Origin of the sequence: Streptosporangium sp. NPDC006930, assembly GCF_040635605.1 — a bacterium.
Classification (GTDB): Bacteria; Actinomycetota; Actinomycetes; order Streptosporangiales; family Streptosporangiaceae; genus Streptosporangium.
The window spans coordinates 71894-88140 of sequence record NZ_JBEYID010000022.1 but is presented as its reverse complement, the minus strand read 5'-3'; the positions used below and the strand labels follow the sequence as shown (position 1 = coordinate 88140).

The 16247-nt window shown below is 69.3% G+C and carries 12 protein-coding genes; 5 read left to right on the top strand and 7 right to left on the bottom strand.

What is annotated here, in order from left to right; genetic code table 11:
• Window positions 1–24: 24 nt before the first annotated feature.
• The gene (locus tag ABZ664_RS30960; RefSeq protein WP_362517530.1) at window positions 25–1182 is read right to left on the bottom strand and encodes a hypothetical protein; all 1158 of its coding nucleotides are present in this window, start codon (window positions 1180–1182) and stop codon (window positions 25–27) included.
• 813 nt (window positions 1183–1995) lie between these two features.
• Between ABZ664_RS30960 and ABZ664_RS30955 the strand changes: the two genes are divergently transcribed.
• Window positions 1996–2211 carry a hypothetical protein gene (locus ABZ664_RS30955; protein WP_362517527.1) on the top strand — a complete coding sequence of 72 codons (216 nt, stop codon included), beginning with the start codon at window positions 1996–1998 and terminating at the stop codon, window positions 2209–2211.
• Window positions 2212–2306: 95 nt separating this feature from the next.
• Window positions 2307–4622, top strand: a complete 2316-nt coding sequence (locus ABZ664_RS30950; RefSeq protein ID WP_362517524.1) for a polysaccharide lyase 8 family protein — start codon at window positions 2307–2309, stop codon at window positions 4620–4622.
• A 55-nt stretch (window positions 4623–4677) separates the two neighbouring features.
• Here ABZ664_RS30950 and ABZ664_RS30945 read toward each other — a convergent pair whose 3' ends face one another.
• The 4 genes from ABZ664_RS30945 to ABZ664_RS30930 are packed head-to-tail and all read right to left on the bottom strand — an operon-like array spanning window position 4678 to window position 9376.
• Complete coding sequence (locus ABZ664_RS30945) at window positions 4678–5307, bottom strand: hypothetical protein (protein WP_362517521.1); 630 nt, start codon at window positions 5305–5307, stop codon at window positions 4678–4680.
• Complete coding sequence (locus ABZ664_RS30940; protein WP_362517518.1) at window positions 5294–7063, bottom strand: VWA domain-containing protein; 1770 nt, start codon at window positions 7061–7063, stop codon at window positions 5294–5296. The genes ABZ664_RS30945 and ABZ664_RS30940 overlap by 14 nt, the downstream gene beginning before the upstream one ends.
• Window positions 7060–8226 (bottom strand): toxic anion resistance protein, encoded by a 1167-nt coding sequence (locus tag ABZ664_RS30935; protein ID WP_362517515.1) that lies wholly within the window; start codon window positions 8224–8226, stop codon window positions 7060–7062. Before ABZ664_RS30935 ends, ABZ664_RS30940 begins: the two co-directional genes overlap by 4 nt.
• A 34-nt stretch (window positions 8227–8260) precedes the next feature.
• A complete protein-coding gene (locus ABZ664_RS30930) occupies window positions 8261–9376 on the bottom strand; it encodes a hypothetical protein (protein ID WP_362517512.1) in 1116 nt (371 codons plus the stop codon).
• A 211-nt stretch (window positions 9377–9587) separates the two neighbouring features.
• Between ABZ664_RS30930 and ABZ664_RS30925 the strand changes: the two genes are divergently transcribed.
• Complete coding sequence (locus tag ABZ664_RS30925) at window positions 9588–10448, top strand: 3-methyladenine DNA glycosylase (RefSeq protein WP_362517509.1); 861 nt, start codon at window positions 9588–9590, stop codon at window positions 10446–10448.
• A gap of 387 nt (window positions 10449–10835) precedes the next feature.
• Window positions 10836–12284 carry an endo-1,4-beta-xylanase gene (locus ABZ664_RS30920; protein ID WP_362517506.1) on the top strand — a complete coding sequence of 483 codons (1449 nt, stop codon included), beginning with the start codon at window positions 10836–10838 and terminating at the stop codon, window positions 12282–12284.
• Window positions 12285–12410: 126 nt separating this feature from the next.
• On the opposite strand, the gene ABZ664_RS30915 is transcribed toward ABZ664_RS30920, so the two are convergent.
• The gene (locus ABZ664_RS30915; RefSeq protein WP_362517503.1) at window positions 12411–13598 is read right to left on the bottom strand and encodes an endo-1,4-beta-xylanase; all 1188 of its coding nucleotides are present in this window, start codon (window positions 13596–13598) and stop codon (window positions 12411–12413) included.
• A gap of 193 nt (window positions 13599–13791) precedes the next feature.
• A complete protein-coding gene (locus tag ABZ664_RS30910) occupies window positions 13792–14061 on the bottom strand; it encodes a hypothetical protein (protein WP_362517500.1) in 270 nt (89 codons plus the stop codon).
• Window positions 14062–14395: 334 nt separating this feature from the next.
• Between ABZ664_RS30910 and ABZ664_RS30905 the strand changes: the two genes are divergently transcribed.
• Window positions 14396–16159 carry a cellulose binding domain-containing protein gene (locus ABZ664_RS30905; protein WP_362517497.1) on the top strand — a complete coding sequence of 588 codons (1764 nt, stop codon included), beginning with the start codon at window positions 14396–14398 and terminating at the stop codon, window positions 16157–16159.
• Window positions 16160–16247 lie beyond the last annotated feature (88 nt).

Genomic DNA, 16247 nt, shown 5'->3' with positions numbered 1-16247 from the left:
GTTCCTTTTCTTCCGGTAAAAACGTCAGTCGCCGTGGCTCTCCAGGACGTCGCTCCACTCGCCCAGTACGCGAGCGGGTTCGTTCGAGCCAACGGGGGGGACATGGGTCACATACATGCGTCCGTATGTGGCGCTCACCGAGCGTGCGAAGGACTTGCCGCGGGTGCGGACGGCGGCCGAGCCTTTCAGCTTGACCTTCGCCCCTTCCCGCACCGCCTCGCGGAGCTCGGTGGATCGGGCTCCGTACCAGACCAGGGCGCCCCCGTCACTGGTCCTGAGTGCGCGTACCGGTCCCTCAAGCCGGTACGACAGCGTGAGCTTCCAGTCGGCCTGCTCCAGCCGGACCCGCTCCTGATGCCAGAACAGCGAGGCCTCGCTGGTCCACGGGCCCTCCTCGAACCGCGAGTCGATTTCCGCGTTCTCCAGGCTCGCGAGGTGCGCGCGGGCGATCTGCCGCGGGGTCGCGCTCAGGCCGGTGGCGTTCTCCGGCAGGCTCGTCGCGTACCCCTCGCCGTCGGTGGCTATCTTGGGGAACCGCGCCGGGGTGTCGCGCGTGTCGGCCGCCGAGGCGACGAGCCTCCAGCCTCCGGGGGCCGAGCTCATCACGTCGACGATCCTCGCGACGCCGGGCTCGTGCGAGACCGCCACGAACCAGTCGGCGGTGCCCTCCACGTGGCGCGGGATCCACACCTGGGGGTTGGGCCATATCCCCGTCGCGAGTGAGGTTCCCTGCATCTCGGCGGTTTTGAAACTCGCCCGTGTCATCTCCAGCGCGAGCCCGTGCTCCAGCTTCGCCATGGCCGCCTGGTCCTTCCTGGCCTGGGCCGCCGACAACCCCCGCTGGTAACGGCCGTGGATGCCGTACGCCTCCCTGGCGGTGAGCTCGGGTGAGCGGGACCCGGCGGGCGGGTCGGCGGGTGGCGGGGTGGTCCTGGTCTCGGTCCGTGGCTTCCGGGTGGGAGTGGCCTCGGGGCGAGGGGACTTCTCCTTGCCGCTTTTGGTGGGCGTGGGCTTCGGTGTCGGTTCGGGGGTGGAGCGAGAGGACTCCGGCGTCGGTGAAGGCGAGGAGTCGGCCTTCTCCCAGCCGGTGTCGGAAGGGTCGGGCGTGGGGTTCGCCGCGAGGGACGAACCGGAGGTCGATCTGGTCACGAGCCAGATCACGGCGAAGGCGATGATCGCCAAAACCGCCGTGAACAGAATAACCTTCCGCCAATCGAATGACAGGAGGCGTTCGGGGTGCCAGTCGGATGCGTGTTCGGAATCGTGCCTAGAGGAAGCGCCGCCACGGCGAGAGGACCCAGCCTGTCCATCTGGGAAATCTGATGCACGCCATGACATAGGTCCAAATATTAGACTGACCGTGATCTATTTGGAAGGTAAAGGGCTCAGTAATTGACACTTATGGTTATTGGGTTATAAATAACACCTAAGTGGATATACGGACAGTCCGAAACGGCCAGTGCCCCCGCCTGCAGCCCTCCTGTGGTTGGATCGTGCCACTGGTTCTCTAGAGATGTACGGCCATCCGGAGGTTTCGGATGATCCCTCACGTTTCTTGGTGAACTGCCATTTCCCTGGGGAAGGCCGGTCGTTCGCCTCCCGTTGGGCTTTCCGGCGGGGAGGTGGAGCTCTCGTCGCGTACGGGCGATCGCGCAAGCGTTTCCCACTCGGGATTGGTGCAAGCCGTCATAGCGACTTGATATGAATACGTTTCCTCTGTTTAGCTGTTCGGTTCCCGGCCGTCGTTCGGGTAATTGGAACCCTGCTTTTCCGAGACCGCTCGGAGGGTGGTGCTCCCCCCCTCGGACGCCCGCAGGGCAAGGCGCGCGACGGCCGTACGAGGGCGCATGTGTGCCATGGCCGGGGCGCCGGGGCGAGCGAGGGTTCGCCGCTGTCGGAGGATGTGCGCGGGGTCTTCTCGACCGGGGGATGGACCTCCCAAGGACAACCCCGGGGTATGGACCTCCCGAGGACGACCACGGCCCGGAGGCTGCTATGACCACCTACACCCTGTCGATCGTCGAAGGCGACACCGGCGACGACATCTTCTCGCCCGCCTCCCCCATCCACTTCAGCCAACTCGACGTGTACACCCTCATGTGGCTGACCGAGCACGGCTACGAGGAGCGGGGAAGGCGGGTCGTGGTCACCCCGGTGGGCCGTGAACCCGAGGGGGTCCGCGTGGTCGCCTCCCGCGACGTGGATCTCTGACCCCCTGCCCGCGGCGAGCCGCCCACATCATGGCAAATGACGGCAATGTGGCGCGGTGTCCACGGCAAGGATGATTTCCGGCCGACAATCTAGGCGTGGACCGACATTCCCGAAGATCTTTTCTTTGGCTCGGCGGGGTCGCCGCGACCGGGGCGATGATCCCGGCGTACGCCGCGCACGCCGGCATCGGGCGGCACGAGGAGACCGCGTACCCAAAGATCGCGTCGCGCACACCGGCCGATCCCCTCACCGCGCTGCGTCACCGCTGGCGGGACGTGACGGCGGGGTCGGGGTTCGACGCGACGGCCGAGCCGTACCGGACCCGGCTGGCGAGGCTGGGGACGAGGGCGGCCGGATACCGGGACGCCATGGCACCGGCCGACACGTCGCTCTGGCCCGGCCTGCCGTTCCCCTCGCTCGGCGCCACCACCGCCCGGCTGCGGACCATGGCCCGCGCGTACGCCCTGCCGGGGACCGGCCTCACCGGCGACGCGAACCTGGCCTCGGCCGTCGCGGCCGGCATCGACCACTACCGGCGGCGGGTGTACGCGGCGGGCGCCGACCAGATCGGCAACTGGTGGCACTGGCAGATCGGCGCCCCCAAGAACCTCCTCGACGCGGCCCTGCTGATCGGCCCGCACCTGGCGGACCCGCGGGCCGCGGCGCTGCGGGAGGCGGTGGAGCACTTCGTCCCCGAGTGCCGTCTGGACGACTACGAGGGGACCAGCACCGGGGCCAACCGGGTGGACCTGTGCGTGGTGACGCTGCTGCGGGCCGTCCTCGGCTCCGACCCGGCGAAAATCGCGCCGGCGGTCTCCGCGCTCTCCCCGGTCTTCCCCTACGTCTCCGAGGGCGACGGGTTCTACCGGGACGGCTCCTTCGTCCAGCACACGACCGTCCCCTACCAGGGCACGTACGGAGCGTCGCTGCTGTCCGGCCTCGCGACGCTGTTCGCGGTGTTGCGCGGCTCGCCGTGGGAGGTCGTCGACCGGGAAAGGCAGGTCGTCTTCGACAGCGTCGAGAGGACGTTCGCGCCGGTCGTCCACGACGGCTCCTGCATGGACCTGGTCAGCGGCCGGGCGGTCGGCAGGCGACCGTACGGCGACCACGACAGGGGGCGGGCGATCGCCTCCGCGATCCTGCTGCTGGGAGAGACGGCCTCCGCCGCCGAGCGATCCCGCTGGCAGGGCATGGTGAAGGGATGGGCGCTGCGGAACACCCACCGGCCCATGCTCGACGCGGCCGAGGAGGACGACCTGGGGTTCCACGCCCGCCTCGCCGCGATCCTGGACGACGACGCCGTTCCCGCGGCCGAAGAACCCGCCGGGCACCGGCTGCTCGCGATGAGCGCCCGCGCCGTCCACCGCGGGCCCGGCTGGTGCGCGGGCCTCAGCATGGCCTCCCACCGCATCGGCCACTACGAGCACGGCAACGGCGAGAACCTCCGCGGCTGGCACACCGGCTCGGGGATGCTCTACTGGTGGGCCGACGGCCACGGCGACCAGTACTCCGACTCTTTCTGGACCACCGTCGACCCCTACCGCCTGCCGGGCACGACCGTCTCCACCCGGCGACTGGCCGACGGCGCCGGCGAGGCGTGGGGCGACACCTGCCCACCGGGCCGCTGGGTGGGCGGCGCCACCGACGGCGGGTACGCGACGGTCGGCCAGCACCTGAACGGCTTCGAGAGCACCCTGGAGGCCTTCAAGTCGTGGTTCTTCCTCGACGACGCGGTGGTCTGCCTCGGCGCCGCGATCACCGCCACCGACGGCGTGCCGGTCGAGACCGTCGTGGACAACCGCAGGACCGGCGCGCCTCTCGTCGTGGACGAGGGGAAGGGGTGGGCGCACCTGGAGGGGCACGGCGGCTACGTGCTGCCCTGCGGCACCCGCCTGCGCACGCTGCGCGAGGAGCGCACCGGCGGCCGGGAGCGGGCGACCCGGAGTTACGTGACGCTCTGGTTCGACCACGGCGTCGATCCCGTCTCGGCGGGTTACGTCTACCTTCTCCTGCCGGGCGCGAGCCTGGCGGAGACCCGCTCCCGCGCCGCCGACCCCGGCTGGGCGCGGGTGCTCGCCAACAGCGCCCGCTGCCAGGGTGTCCGGGTCCCGTCGCTCGGGATCACCGCCGTCAACTTCTGGAACGACGGGACCGCCGGGGACCTCGCCGCCTCCGCCCCGTGCGCGGTCCTCGTCAGGGAGACCGGCGACGGTACGGCCACGCTGACCGTGTCGGATCCCCGGCGCGACCTGGACGAGCTCACCGTGACCTGGAACCGGCCGGTGACCGGGGTGTCGCGCGGGCATCCCCTCCTGGCGGGCGCGACGACCGGCGCGCGGCTCACGCTCACCTTCGGGCGCCTGGCGGGCCGGGGCGGCGGCTCGAACACGGTCGTCGTACGCCTCGGTTGACGGAGGCCGAGTCCGACGAACCCCCTCGCGCCGCCGGAGGTGCCGGGCGGCAGGGTCAGAGATCCAGGCCGGAGCCGCCGAACCGGTCCCGCAGGAACCTGCCCTGGTCGCGCAGCGCCTGCTCGTCACCCCGGTAGACCGACTCGGCCACCTCGCGCAGCCGGGTGTCCAGCAGGTCGAGCTGGGCGAGCAGTTCCTCGTGCGCGCTGCGCTCCCGCTCGCCGCGCCGGGTGAGCGCGTAGGAGCGTGGCAGGTTCGCGTACGTCTCCAGGCTGGACGGCAGATAGTCCCTGATCGTCTGCGACACGATGTGCAGGTGGTCGGGCGAGGAGGTGAGCGTGTCCGCCCGCCGGAGGATGTCGCGCAGCACCTCGGCGAGCGCGCCGACCCGCCTCACCACGTCGTCGGGGAACCGGTTCTCGTCGACCTTGGCCAACAGGGTGGCGAGGTCGGCCTCCAACCGCCGGGACTCCACCTCCGCGTGCGAGATCGTGAGCCTCACCCGGTCCGCCGGGGCCAGCAGCACCCCGACGCCGTACAGTCCGGCGACCACGACGGGCCAGAACGTCCCGGCGACGCCGAGGAAGACCAGGACCACTCCGACCAGGGCGAGGGCGCATCCGGCGATGTTCCTGGTCGACCCGGCGTAGGCGAGGATCCGCCCCGCCGGGCTACTGGTAGCCACGGATCTCCTTGAAGGCCGTGGCCAGCGACCCCTGCCGGGCGTCGAAGGTCGCTCCGCCGGTGAGTTCGGCGATCCGTTTCATCTCGTCGACGTCGCTGTCGCCGAAGAGCACGACGAACGTCCGGGACTTCACGGACAGTGAGGCGTAGTAGTCGGCGAAGTCGTCGTAGGAGGCGCCGTCGGTGTTCTCACCGTCCGTCATCAGCACGATCGAGGTGAAGTCCTCCGACGGCGACGACCGGATCTGCTCGTAGGCGGCCCGCAGGCTGTCGAAGATCGCGGTTCCGCCCTCGGCCCGCAGCCCCTCGCCGTACGAGCGGATCCGCCGGAGCACCGGTTCGGGGTCGCGGTCGGGCAGCGTGAAGGTCCGCGGGCTGCCGGGGGCCGTGCTGAACGGGATCATCGTCACCGTCTCGCGGTCGCGGAAGCGCGAGAACGATCCGCCGGCGGAGGTGTCGGCGCCTGATAGTGCGGTCAGCGCCTGCTTGAGCGCGTCGATCCGCCCCCCTGCCATCGAGCCGGAGGTGTCCAGCACGAACAGGGTCCGCGAGGGCCTGCGCACCTGGTTGAGGTAGGCGCCGATCAGTCTGTCGGCCGCGTCGCGCCGGTTGGGGAAGGGCAGCTCCACCGGTGACGCGGTCCCGAAGCGCGCCTCCGGCCTCACCTCGGGGACGATGGGCCTGCGGTGGGTGGTGGTCATGATCTCCCGCTGGATCTCCGGCGTGCGCAGCCAGGCGGCGAGCTTCCCGTACAGCTCCTTCTTCTCCGGGGGTGCGGAGCTCAGGAGCGTGAGCGGGTAGTCGGCCGTCACCACCCCGTCGCCCGGGTAGACCAGGGTGAGCGGCTCGGCGAGTTTTCCCGAGGCGTTGAGGCCGAGTAGTACGGACTCGTAGTTCACCAGCCCGTCCACCGCGCCCTCCCTGGCGTACGCGTCCGCGAGCCAGCCCGAGGAGCCAGAGGTGAGCGTCTGCGCCGAGAAGAACTCCTTCAGCCTGGGGGTCACCGCGGCGATCTTGGCCTCGTCCAGGGCCTCGCCCGTGTCGGAGAGCGCCGCCGCCACGCCGACCAGGGCCGAGAATCCGGAGTTGGACGCCGCGGGGCTGGTCATGCCGAAGGTGAACCTCCCCTCCCGTGCGGCCGAGGCGATGTCGTTCCAGGTCACGGTCTTGCCGTCCCAGCCGAGTTCGCGGGCCTTGGACGCCTTCAGCCCGAGCAGCACGGGCGAAACCATGATCTTGGTCTGGGTCGAGAGCCGCGCGGACGCCCCTTCGATCAGCGACAGGTAGCGGTTGGAGGAGAACCAGGTCGCGTCGTACCGCCCGTCCGCGCCGCCGCCCGCCACCTGGTCGGCCCCGTCGAGCGTTCCGGCGTACGACAGGGCGACCCGCACGCCGACGGCCTCCTGGGACCGCCTGAGCAGCGGTTCCAGGTCGCCGACCTCGCTTCCCGCGAGGACGCGCAGCACGTCCGGGCCATCCGCGGCGGTGCCGGGGGTTTCTGTGGTGCCGGTCCCGCCGCACGCGACCGACGTCGTCAGCAGGGCGAGCACGGCGAGCGCCCACCCGAGCCGGCGGGCACCCGCCCGCGCGCCGGGTACCCGCCTGCTGCGGCGGGAGTCGAGCGGCACCGGCCCGGTGGCGCGGGGGTCGCGTGGGATGCCGGGTGCGGATCCGGCCTGACGAGGTTCGTTCCGGGTGCCGGGTGCGACGTCGGCCGGGCGGGGGTCGGGCGGCACGCCGGGCGCCGAGCCTCTCATCGCGGAAGCTCCTGCTCGTCGCCGCGCCGGGAGCGCTCCAGGTACGTGCGCGCGTGGTCGAGTTCGACGGTCAGGCTGTCCACGGTGATCGCCATGTTCTCCACGGCTTTGGCCTTGAACGTGTCGATCATGTCCATGGTGGCGTAGATGTTGTCGAACGCCCTGCGCAGCGCGTCCATGTCGACCGTGGTCGACGCCGCCTGGGTCTGGATGTCGGCCGCCTGGGTGCGCAGCATCTCGCTCGTCGCCACGATCAGGTCGGAGGTGGTGGCGTTCAGCGCGGTGATCTGGTCGAGCACGAGTTTCTGGTTGGCGAGGGCCTGGGCCACGGTCACCGCCGTGCGCAGCGCCGCGACCGTCGTCGTGGTCGCCCGGTCCACGCCTTTGATCAGTTCGAGGTTGTTCCTGCGGATCAGGTCGAGGGCGAGATACCCCTGGGCGGACACCGCGAGCTGCGTCAGCAGGTCCTGGTGCTTCTGCCGGATGCCGAACAACGCGTCCGAGCGCAGGGCGGTGGCCTTCTCCGGCTCGGCCGCCTCGACATACATGATCTTCTCTTCCACCGCGGCGTCGAGGGCGGCGGCGAGCAGGGCGTACTCCTGCAGGCGCTTCATCGACTCCCACAGGTTGGTCTTCTCGCCCTCGATGGCCGCGTTGTCCTTGCGCAGCTCGTCCTGCCCGGACCTGAGGGCGCGGATGATGTCGTCGAGGTGTTTCTGCGCCGATCGGTACTTCGCGAAGTAGTCGCGCAGTTTGTCGCCGAACGGGATCAGCCCCAGCAGCTTCCTGGCCGGGGCGGACGTCTGCTTGGGGTCCAGGTCGACGATCGTCCGGCGCAGCGCGACCAGCTGCCCCGCCACCGCCGCCTGCGCGTCCCGGCCCTCGCCCTTGACGGACGCCAGCGCGGCCACCGGCCGTTTCAGCATGCGGTTCGCCACCTGGGAGGAGGCCCGGATCTCCGAGTCGCCCATGGAGGTGATGTCGTGCACCTTCCGGGTGAACTCCGGCGACCTGGGGTCCAGGCCGCTCAGCTCCTCGGCGAAACCGCGGGCCTTCTCCGTCAGTTCCGCCTCCCGCCCTTCCGGGACCGGCAGCATGGTGGCGGCCTTCTCCGTGGGCACCTTGGCCACGGGTTCTGGCGGGCTGAGCACGAGATCGCTCACGGTGGTCTCTCCTCGAAGCGCTGGGAAGGTGAGGTCAGGGGGTGGGTGAGGGGACCGCTCCGGACCGGTAGCGCGTCTCGATCGCGGAGATCATGCCCTCCAGCCGCTCGTGTTCGGGGGGTTCCACCACGTCGACCAGGCCGGGAGGCAGCGGCGCGTTCACCTTCGCCACGAGGTCGTCGAACGCCTTGGCGGCGGCGGTGCGGAAGCCGTACCGGGCCGCGAGGCGTCCGAGTTCGGGATCCTCTTGCAGGAGCCTGCCGACCTCGGTGCCCTGCGCGCTCAACGGTACGAGGGTGTGCTTGCTCAGGACCGTGGGCGAGGGGTAGAGCAGCTGCATGTCAGGACGGATCGAGCCGTCCCCGGCGAACAGCCGCGAGGCGTACTGCGCCTCGTAGATCACGACCATGGGCGTCTTCCCCATCCCCAGGGACAGGTAGTCCTCGAACGGCGCCTCGGTGGAGGTCTCGGAGTATCCCTGGTCGAGGAAGAGGGGGGCGACGGTGCCGGCGACCCTGGCACCCTGCTCCTCCGAGGTGACCACGTCGTCGCCGTTGGCCACGTAACCGGCGATCGAGAGATACATCGCCGCGGAGTTGGAGGTGCGGATGTCGGTGGTGGTGAGCAGGACGCGCTTGCGTGCCGGATAAGCAGTATTACCCGGTAGTCGGTCCCACCGAGTGCCTTTAGCCACCATATCCAGATATTTACGGATATCGAGCACCTGGTAACCCTGCCCCGAGTCCCGTACGACGCCCGCCTTGGTGAGGACGTCCACGATCGGGGTGAAGGTGGCGACCGCCATGGGGGAGGAGAACGGCGCGAACGTGCGGGCGACGCCCCGGTCACGCCTGATCTTCTCGGCCGCCGGAGCGCTGGACGGGAACGCGAAGCCGTATTCTCCCAGGTCCACCGAGGTCGCGATCTGACGCGACCCGGCAGTGTCGACCTCCACCCGGAGGCCGTGCCCGGCGAAGACCGCCCGCACCCCCGGATCGTCGAAGAACGGCTTCTTCTCCGACCCGATCACCCCTCTGACCAGGGTGAGCTCCCGCGTCTCCGCGCCGCCGCCACGGTTGCCCACCACGATCGCCGCCACCACGGCGGCGCCGAGGAGCAGCGCCAGCCCGACACCGATCCAACGCTTCATGTGATTCCTCGAAGGCTTGCCCCATATCGCCATGTAATAGCGGCTGTAATCGAATTATGTGATTAATTACGACAGTGCGAAGCGCGGCACCCGCAGTTGTATTGACAATTCATCTTCCGTTCACCGATGCGCCGTTCGGCAGGCGCTCACCGTCACCGCACCCGGAAGGGAGGGCGGACGGGCACCACCCGCCCGCGCGTACCATTCAGCGGTGGAGGTTCTGGAACCGGAGGAGTGGCGGGCTCGGGCGGAGGCCCACCGCCGGCGGGTCGAGGTGTGGGCGGAGCCGCACCTGGCGCGCCGGGCGCGGGGCGAGGCCCATCCCATCGAGGACTTCCTGTTCACCTACTACGGGCACCGGCCGGCGCGGTTGCGCAGGTGGCATCCGGGCGCCGGGGTGCTTCTGAAGGGGGCGCGCGATGTGGGCCGCGGCTACCTCGACACTTCAGAGGGAGCGACGCTCGACACCGCGACGCTGATGAGCAGGCGCGGTCCCTCCGTCGAGTGGATCATGCGGCTGCTGGCCGCCACCGCGTCACGGCCCGGATACTTCGGCTGCTTCGGCCTGCACGAGTGGGCGATGGTCTACAAGGCCACGGAGGTGCGGCACGACTCCTGGCCGCTGCGGCTCAGCGGGGAGGAGATCGCACAGGTCGTGGAGGAGCGGGGCGTGCGCTGCGGCCACTTCGACGCCTTCCGCTTCTTCACCCCCGAGGCGCGCCCGCTCAACGCGCTGTGGCCGACGAGGGAACGGCAGCCGGAGCTGGAACAGCCGGGCTGTCTGCACGCCAACATGGACCTTTACAAGCATTCCTACAAGCTCTCGCCCCTGGTCCCCTCGGAACTCGTGGCCGACTGCTTCGAGCTGGCCAGAGAGATCAGGACCCTGGACATGCGGGCCTCTCCGTACGACCTCACCGCGCTCGGCCATCGGGCGATCCGGATCGAGACGTCCGAGGGACGGGCCGAGTACGCCGCCGAGCAGCGGGGGTTCGCCGAGCGGGCGAGGCCGCTGCGGCAACGTCTGCTCGACGCGTGCGAACGACTGCTCGCCGGCAGCCGCCTTCCCTGATTCGCGGGGACGGGAACGAGGATCTCCCGCCCTCGCGATCTTCGACCGCGAGGGCGTCGCACTGAAACTTACATTCACCGTGTCTCGCCTCGCCGCGATGGGACCGCAAGGTTTCAGGAGGCAGGGACAGAGGTTGTGAGCATGGCCTGGGCATATACGCCGAGCGAGGATCCGAAACTTTCTGTGCAGCCTTGACGTATTTCGGTGAGGTTTCCACACTGAGTCCCCAAGGCGTCCTCCTACGGCCAGGTCGGTGGCGCGCGCAGCAGGGCCGTCGCCTGCGACGCCCTGTGGTGTGCATTTCCGGCCTTTCCGGCAACGGGCGTGACGTCGAACTCGCGGGGATGTCCCCCGTGTTTCCCGTGATGCATTTATGGAGGCTCAGGCATGGGCACAAATGCCATCCCCCCGCCCGGAACCCGGCGACCCCTCGGTGGTCTCCGCCGGACCCTGGTCGCCGGCGCCCTCGGCACCCTCGTGCTCGGCACGTTCGCGGCGGTGACGGTGCCGGGTTCGGCCGGCGCTTCGAGCTCCGCGAGTGCCGCGGCGACCACGCTCGGCGCGGCGGCCCAGCAGAGCGGGCGATACTTCGGCACCGCGATCAGCGCCGGCAGGCTTGGTGACTCGCAGTACACCACGATCGCGAACCGTGAGTTCGACATGATCACGGCCGAGAACGAGATGAAGATCGACGCCACCGAGCCGAACCAGAACCAGTTCAGCTTCGGCAACGCCGACCGCATCTACAACTGGGCGGTGCAGAACGGCAAGCGGGTGCGCGGGCACACGCTGGCCTGGCACGCCCAGCAGCCGCGCTGGATGGAATCCATGTCGGGCAGCGCGCTGCGCCAGGCGATGATCAATCACATCAACGGTGTGATGAACCACTACAAGGGCAAGATCTACGCCTGGGACGTGGTGAACGAGGCCTTCTCCGACAGCGGTGGCGGCCGGCGTGACTCCAACCTGCAGCGCACCGGCAACGACTGGATCGAGGTCGCCTTCCGCACCGCGCGCGCCGCCGACCCGGCCGCCAAGCTCTGCTACAACGACTACAACATCGACAACTGGACCTGGGCCAAGACGCAGGGCGTCTACAACATGGTCCGCGACTTCAAGGCGCGCGGCGTCCCGATCGACTGCGTCGGCCTGCAGTCGCACTTCAACAGCGGCAGCCCCTACAACAGCAACTACCGCACCACCATTCAGAGCTTCGCGGCGCTGGGGGTGGACGTGCAGATCACCGAGCTGGACATCCAGGGCGCCTCCCCGCAGACCTACGCCGCGGTGGTCAACGACTGCCTGGCCGTGCCCCGCTGCAACGGCATCACCGTGTGGGGCGTGCGCGACCAGGACTCCTGGCGCTCGGGCGACACCCCGCTGCTGTTCAGTGGCAGCAACAAGAAGCCGGCCTACAACGCCGTCCTGGACGCGCTCAACGCCGCGACCCCGAACCCCACCCCGTCGCCCACTCCCACCGTGACCCCGACCCCGACGCCCACCCCGACCCCGACGCCCACCCCGACTCCCACCCCGGGTACGGGGGCGTGTACGGCGACGGTCGAGACGACCAACAGCTGGCCGGGAGGGTTCCAGACGACGGTGACCGTTCGCGCGGGTAACTCGCCGGTCAACGGGTGGACCGTACGGTGGACCTGGCCGGGCGGGCAGAGCATCAGCAGCCTGTGGAGCGGCGAGCACACCGTGTCCGGCTCCAGCGTGACCGTCCGCAACGCCCCCTACAACGGCTCCATCGCGGCGAACGCCTCGACCACGTTCGGCTTCACCGGCAACGGCACCGCGGCCACCCCCACGGCCACCTGCACCAGTCCCTGATCCGATCCCGGTTCGGGCCGGGCCGCGAACACCGCGGCCCGGCCCGTTCGTCTCGTCACCGGGTCCTCCACGGGAGGCTCGGCTGAGAAACGGCGGGGTGTCCGAGCACGGACACCCCGCCGTCGCTCATCGCCGGGGCTTCTGCGGGATCCTCGGCAGGACGTTGGGCGGTCCGGTGAACGCCAGGTCGGCCTTGACGACGTTGTAGGCGCGCTTGGGCTGGTAGGACTCGTCGTACAGGGTGGCCAGGCCCTCCGGGGGGTCGGAGAACCAGCCGGGCACCCAGGAGTGCCTGTCGGTGAATCCCCAGACGGTGTAGGCGAGGCAGTGCCGGTTGGCGAGGCAGGCCTGCAGGAGCACGCTGTAGTTGGCCGCCGACGCCTGGAGGCGGGGGTTGACCTCGTTGGAGTCGCCCGCCCGCACGCCGTCGGTCATCTGGCTGCGCACGTCCACCTCGGTGAACGCGGTGGCGAGCCCGAGGTCGGAGAAGGCGTCGAGCACCTCGAGCGCCTGGAAGGCGTCGAAGTTGCCGTACTGGGTGCCGAGGTGCCCCTGGCTGCCCACGCCGTCGATGGGGACGCCGCTCGCGCGCAGCTGCTTCACCATGTTGTAGACGTACCAGGTCTTGTCCGAGGCGCCGCGATCGCCGAACGCCTCGATGTTGTAGTCGTTGTAGAACAGCAGCGCGCCCGGGTCGGCCGCGCGGGCCCAGCGGAAGGCGTCGGCGATGTAGCCGGGGCCGAGGTGCTGCGCCCAGAAGCCCTTCAGGTGGATCGACGACGGGCTGTCCCACGGGTCGCTCGCCGCCTCGTTGACGACGTCCCACTGCCAGATCTTGCCCTTGTAGCGCTTGACGACGGTGGTGATGTGGTTGCGCAGGATGTCGCGGAGCTGGGCCTTGCTGATCGTCCCGTCCTCGACGCCCTTGGTGAGCCAGGCCGGCAGCTGGTTCTGCCAGACCAGGACGTGACCGCGGACCTGCTGCTTGTTCTTGCGGGCGAATTCGATCAGCTCGTCGGCCGGCCCCCAGTTGTACACGCCCCGGGTCGGTTCGAGCGACTCCCACTTCATCGCGTTCTCGGCGGTGACGGTGGAGAACTGCGAGGCGGTGAGCGCCCGGTACTGCGGATCGCTCGCGTCGCGCAGCACGTCCATGTCGACGGCGGTGCCGATGGCGAGGTCGTGGCGGGCGGCGAGTGCGCGCAGGCTCTGCTCGGCGACCTTGGGGGGCCGCTCCTTCGCCTGGACGGGGACGGTGTTCAGCGCACCGGCCAGCATGAGCGTGGTGGTACCGACGATCAGTAAACGCTTCATCGAACTCCCTCGGAATCGGCCCCCGAAACTTTCGGTTAAATGGCGAAAACGATCGTATTAAATCTGTCTTCAAGAAGAAAGGTCAATGCCGGAACCCCGAAACATTTCAAAAACCACTCGGCGGTTGGACGGATACCCGGTGTCGAGGGCGCCAACGGCATCCCGGTCGCCTGGTCCTGAACGGCCGACGGCATCATGACCGGGCGTACTCCAGGGCGTCACCGTCGGCTTCTCCGCCCCGCACCAGCGCCTCCGTCGTCAAGCCTGGCTCGCCGCCGCCTTTCAGCGCTGGCCGCACATCAACGGGCTGGAGTCCGGACATCGTGGGAAGTGAAACTTTCAGAACCGCCGGTCTTTCGGCGGTCAAGCGGCACCGCTGAACAACCTCGACCTCGCAAGCCGTATTTCCGCCGATGAAGAGGCTGCTGTCTTCCGCGGCGGGAATGTGGTTTTCGTTGGTCACCGCATCCACACGGAAGCGAGAGGCTCGAAACTTTCAGTCACGTCCTTGACGCCTTTGGGGTCTTTTCCCACACTTGGGTGCCCGGGCTGGACGCACCGCTTCACTCGATTGTTAGCGCGAACACACGGTGATCGCCCTTCTCGGACCGACGGCGGCCGTCGCGGCGATCACGCTCGGGCCGGCGGCGGCCGAGAGGGGAACTCTCGTCGGCGAGCCAGGTACGCAGCGGGATGAACAGCCGTGGAAAGCATTGAGCCGTCTCAGTCAGACCAGCTTCACCTGCTAGAAGCATCCGGATGGCACGATCTCGGGAGGGTCCGTGATACGGATCGTCATGTCAGTCGCTCTTCTCGGCACATCACTGGTGGCCGTAGCCGGGCAGGCCGGGCAGGTCGCAGCCGCGCCTGTCATCACCGTTTCAGACAACGTGCGTTATCAGGAGATGGACGGCTTCGGCGTCTCCACGGCGTTTCGCCGGGGCGAACTGCTGCGTGACCTGTCGACGGCGCAGCAGAACGACATCTTCCGCCTGTGGTTCGACCAGGAGACCGGCGCGGGGCTCAGCATCCTGCGCCTGGGCATCGGCGCCTCACCGGTCGGCAGTCCGTACGACAAGATGGTCTCCATCCAGCCGCAGAACCCCGGTGGACCTGACGCGCCGCCGAGATACGTGTGGGACGGCGACGACGGCGCCCAGGTGTGGGTGGCCAAGGTCGCGCAGTCGTACGGCCTGAAGCGTTTCTACGCCAACGCCTGGAGCGCCCCCGGCTACATGAAGGACAACGGAAGCGAGAACAACGGCGGCACCCTCAAGCCCGAGTGGAGGGCGGCCTACGCCCGGTACCTGGCGCAGTACACGAAGTTCTACGCGCAGGAAGGTATCAAGATCACGGACTTGGGGTTCACCAACGAACCCGACTACACGGCGACCTACGAGTCCATGCGCTTCACTCCGGCCCAGGCCGCCGCCTTCGTCAAGGTCCTCGGCCCGATCGCGACCGACGTCAAGATCGCATGTTGCGACTCCTTCGGCTGGGACCAGGCCAAGGCGTACACCAACGCCATCGAGGCGGACCCTGAGGCCCGCCGATGGGTGTCCACCTACACAGGTCACACCTACGCCAGCCAGATAACGAGCCCGCAACCCGGGAGCAAGCGCAGCTGGATGTCGGAATGGGGCCCGGACGGAAGCACCTGGAACGAGAACTGGGACGACGGGAGCGGCCAGGACGGCTTCACCATCGCCCAGAGCATCCATCAGGCTCTCACCGTCGGCAACGTGAGCGGTTACCTCTACTGGCTGGGGGGCTCTTCGGGAGCCACCCGGGCGCTGATCCAGATCGACCCGGCAGCGCGGACCTACCGCGTGTCCAAACGGCTGTGGGCGATGGCGGCGTACAGCCGGTTCATCCGGCCGGGCGCGGTCCGGCTCGGCACGTCGACGAGCAACTCGTCGCTGAGGGTGTCGGCGTTCCTCAACTCCGACGGTTCGAAGGTCGTCGGGGTGCTGAACACCGGCAACTCGGCCGTCACCTGGGACGGACTGCAGGGCGGCACCACCGCCTACGTCACCGACAACTCCAACTCGCTCACGCGCGCCACGGTGACGGGCGGCGCCGTCACCCTCAGGCCGCGCTCCCTCACGACCGTCGTGATCGGCGGGCCCACGCCGACCCCGACGCCCACGCCGACCCCGACGCCGACCCCGACGCCGACGCCGACGCCGACGCCGACGCCGACGCCGACCCCGACGCCGACGCCGACCCCGACCCCCACGCCCACCCCGACCCCCACGCCCGTCCCCGGTGGGTGCACGGCGACGATCCAGACGGTGAACGCCTGGGGCGGTGGCTTCCAGTCCAATGTCACCGTGCGTGCCGGCTCCAGCGCGATCAACGGCTGGACGGTGAGCTGGGCCTGGCCCGGCTCACAGTCCATCACCCAGCTGTGGGGAGGCATACGGTCCGGCTCGGGAGCGGCCGTCACCGTCCGGAACGAAACCTGGAACGCCAGCCTCGCCGCCAACGCCACCACCACGTTCGGATTCACCGCCAACGGAACCGCCGCCACCCCGGTACTGACATGCGGGGCCCCCTGACCCGACGACGGCGCGCCCCGCTCCCCCCGCGTAAGGGGGAGCGGGGCGCCCTCGTCCGGTTCGCGGCACGGTGGCGGTGCCAACACCG

What these genes read in the sequence shown, in the direction of transcription:
- ABZ664_RS30955 (WP_362517527.1), top strand. Translation starts at nt 1,996, where the DNA reads ATGACCACCTACACCCTGTCGATCGTCGAAGGCGACACCGGCGACGAC.
- ABZ664_RS30940 (WP_362517518.1), bottom strand. Translation starts at nt 7,063, where the DNA reads ATGAGAGGCTCGGCGCCCGGCGTGCCGCCCGACCCCCGCCCGGCCGAC.
- ABZ664_RS30930 (WP_362517512.1), bottom strand. Translation starts at nt 9,376, where the DNA reads ATGAAGCGTTGGATCGGTGTCGGGCTGGCGCTGCTCCTCGGCGCCGCC.
- ABZ664_RS30920 (WP_362517506.1), top strand. Translation starts at nt 10,836, where the DNA reads ATGGGCACAAATGCCATCCCCCCGCCCGGAACCCGGCGACCCCTCGGT.
- ABZ664_RS30915 (WP_362517503.1), bottom strand. Translation starts at nt 13,598, where the DNA reads ATGAAGCGTTTACTGATCGTCGGTACCACCACGCTCATGCTGGCCGGT.
- ABZ664_RS30905 (WP_362517497.1), top strand. Translation starts at nt 14,396, where the DNA reads ATGTCAGTCGCTCTTCTCGGCACATCACTGGTGGCCGTAGCCGGGCAG.